This is a genomic window from Acinetobacter sp. 228 (assembly GCF_048147885.1).
The window spans coordinates 1-3,355 of sequence record NZ_JAYWYV010000041.1 but is presented as its reverse complement, the minus strand read 5'-3'; the positions used below and the strand labels follow the sequence as shown (position 1 = coordinate 3,355).

Sequence of the window (3,355 nt, the reverse complement as noted above, 5' to 3'; positions counted from 1 at the left end):
CGATCTGGTACGCAATAACGGCTATGCCGCCAACGCCATCCAGCTGCATCAGGATCATATCGTCGGGTCTTTTTTCCGGCTCAGTCATCGCCCAAGCTGGCGCTATCTGGGCATCGGGGAGGAAGAAGCCCGTGCCTTTTCCCGCGAGGTTGAAGCGGCATGGAAAGAGTTTGCCGAGGATGACTGCTGCTGCATTGACGTTGAGCGAAAACGCACGTTTACCATGATGATTCGGGAAGGTGTGGCCATGCACGCCTTTAACGGTGAACTGTTCGTTCAGGCCACCTGGGATACCAGTTCGTCGCGGCTTTTCCGGACACAGTTCCGGATGGTCAGCCCGAAGCGCATCAGCAACCCGAACAATACCGGCGACAGCCGGAACTGCCGTGCCGGTGTGCAGATTAATGACAGCGGTGCGGCGCTGGGATATTACGTCAGCGAGGACGGGTATCCTGGCTGGATGCCGCAGAAATGGACATGGATACCCCGTGAGTTACCCGGCGGGCGCGCCTCGTTCATTCACGTTTTTGAACCCGTGGAGGACGGGCAGACTCGCGGTGCAAATGTGTTTTACAGCGTGATGGAGCAGATGAAGATGCTCGACACGCTGCAGAACACGCAGCTGCAGAGCGCCATTGTGAAGGCGATGTATGCCGCCACCATTGAGAGTGAGCTGGATACGCAGTCAGCGATGGATTTTATTCTGGGCGCGAACAGTCAGGAGCAGCGGGAAAGGCTGACCGGCTGGATTGGTGAAATTGCCGCGTATTACGCCGCAGCGCCGGTCCGGCTGGGAGGCGCAAAAGTACCGCACCTGATGCCGGGTGACTCACTGAACCTGCAGACGGCTCAGGATACGGATAACGGCTACTCCGTGTTTGAGCAGTCACTGCTGCGGTATATCGCTGCCGGGCTGGGTGTCTCGTATGAGCAGCTTTCCCGGAATTACGCCCAGATGAGCTACTCCACGGCACGGGCCAGTGCGAACGAGTCGTGGGCGTACTTTATGGGGCGGCGAAAATTCGTCGCATCCCGTCAGGCGAGCCAGATGTTTCTGTGCTGGCTGGAAGAGGCCATCGTTCGCCGCGTGGTGACGTTACCTTCAAAAGCGCGCTTCAGTTTTCAGGAAGCCCGCAGTGCCTGGGGGAACTGCGACTGGATAGGCTCCGGTCGTATGGCCATCGATGGTCTGAAAGAAGTTCAGGAAGCGGTGATGCTGATAGAAGCCGGACTGAGTACCTACGAGAAAGAGTGCGCAAAACGCGGTGACGACTATCAGGAAATTTTTGCCCAGCAGGTCCGTGAAACGATGGAGCGCCGTGCAGCCGGTCTTAAACCGCCCGCCTGGGCGGCTGCAGCATTTGAATCCGGGCTGCGACAATCAACAGAGGAGGAGAAGAGTGACAGCAGAGCTGCGTAATCTCCCGCATATTGCCAGCATGGCCTTTAATGAGCCGCTGATGCTTGAACCCGCCTATGCGCGGGTTTTCTTTTGTGCGCTTGCAGGCCAGCTTGGGATCAGCAGCCTGACGGATGCGGTGTCCGGCGACAGCCTGACTGCCCAGGAGGCACTCGCGACGCTGGCATTATCCGGTGATGATGACGGACCACGACAGGCCCGCAGTTATCAGGTCATGAACGGCATCGCCGTGCTGCCGGTGTCCGGCACGCTGGTCAGCCGGACGCGGGCGCTGCAGCCGTACTCGGGGATGACCGGTTACAACGGCATTATCGCCCGTCTGCAACAGGCTGCCAGCGATCCGATGGTGGACGGCATTCTGCTCGATATGGACACGCCCGGCGGGATGGTGGCGGGGGCATTTGACTGCGCTGACATCATCGCCCGTGTGCGTGACATAAAACCGGTATGGGCGCTTGCCAACGACATGAACTGCAGTGCAGGTCAGTTGCTTGCCAGTGCCGCCTCCCGGCGTCTGGTCACGCAGACCGCCCGGACAGGCTCCATCGGCGTCATGATGGCTCACAGTAATTACGGTGCTGCGCTGGAGAAACAGGGTGTGGAAATCACGCTGATTTACAGCGGCAGCCATAAGGTGGATGGCAACCCCTACAGCCATCTTCCGGATGACGTCCGGGAGACACTGCAGTCCCGGATGGACGCAACCCGCCAGATGTTTGCGCAGAAGGTGTCGGCATATACCGGCCTGTCCGTGCAGGTTGTGCTGGATACCGAGGCTGCAGTGTACAGCGGTCAGGAGGCCATTGATGCCGGACTGGCTGATGAACTTGTTAACAGCACCGATGCGATCACCGTCATGCGTGATGCACTGGATGCACGTAAATCCCGTCTCTCAGGAGGGCGAATGACCAAAGAGACTCAATCAACAACTGTTTCAGCCACTGCTTCGCAGGCTGACGTTACTGACGTGGTGCCAGCGACGGAGGGCGAGAACGCCAGCGCGGCGCAGCCGGACGTGAACGCGCAGATCACCGCAGCGGTTGCGGCAGAAAACAGCCGCATTATGGGGATCCTCAACTGTGAGGAGGCTCACGGACGCGAAGAACAGGCACGCGTGCTGGCAGAAACCCCCGGTATGACCGTGAAAACGGCCCGCCGCATTCTGGCCGCAGCACCACAGAGTGCACAGGCGCGCAGTGACACTGCGCTGGATCGTCTGATGCAGGGGGCACCGGCACCGCTGGCTGCAGGTAACCCGGCATCTGATGCCGTTAACGATTTGCTGAACACACCAGTGTAAGGGATGTTTATGACGAGCAAAGAAACCTTTACCCATTACCAGCCGCAGGGCAACAGTGACCCGGCTCATACCGCAACCGCGCCCGGCGGATTGAGTGCGAAAGCGCCTGCAATGACCCCGCTGATGCTGGACACCTCCAGCCGTAAGCTGGTTGCGTGGGATGGCACCACCGACGGTGCTGCCGTTGGCATTCTTGCGGTTGCTGCTGACCAGACCAGCACCACGCTGACGTTCTACAAGTCCGGCACGTTCCGTTATGAGGATGTGCTCTGGCCGGAGGCTGCCAGCGACGAGACGAAAAAACGGACCGCGTTTGCCGGAACGGCAATCAGCATCGTTTAACTTTACCCTTCATCACTAAAGGCCGCCTGTGCGGCTTTTTTTACGGGATTTTTTTATGTCGATGTACACAACCGCCCAACTGCTGGCGGCAAATGAGCAGAAATTTAAGTTTGATCCGCTGTTTCTGCGTCTCTTTTTCCGTGAGAGCTATCCCTTCACCACGGAGAAAGTCTATCTCTCACAAATTCCGGGACTGGTAAACATGGCGCTGTACGTTTCGCCGATTGTTTCCGGTGAGGTTATCCGTTCCCGTGGCGGCTCCACCTCTGAATTTACGCCGGGATATGTCAAGC

4 protein-coding genes are annotated in these 3,355 nt (G+C 58.5%); all 4 read left to right on the top strand.

Annotation, left to right across the window (positions count from 1 at the left end):
• Positions 1 to 1,420: phage portal protein (locus tag VXQ92_RS15435; protein WP_220419795.1), on the top strand; the 1,420-nt coding region annotated here is incomplete at its 5' end.
• Complete coding sequence (locus VXQ92_RS15430) at positions 1,401 to 2,720, top strand: S49 family peptidase (RefSeq protein ID WP_000123343.1); 1,320 nt, start codon at positions 1,401 to 1,403, stop codon at positions 2,718 to 2,720. The genes VXQ92_RS15435 and VXQ92_RS15430, both read left to right, overlap by 20 nt.
• Positions 2,721 to 2,729: 9 nt before the next feature.
• Positions 2,730 to 3,062: a head decoration protein gene (locus tag VXQ92_RS15425; RefSeq protein ID WP_001297109.1), complete on the top strand. Its 333-nt coding sequence runs from the start codon at positions 2,730 to 2,732 to the stop codon at positions 3,060 to 3,062.
• A 55-nt stretch (positions 3,063 to 3,117) separates the two neighbouring features.
• Positions 3,118 to 3,355 (top strand): major capsid protein (locus tag VXQ92_RS15420; RefSeq protein ID WP_000063231.1); only part of this gene is annotated, 238 nt, incomplete at its 3' end.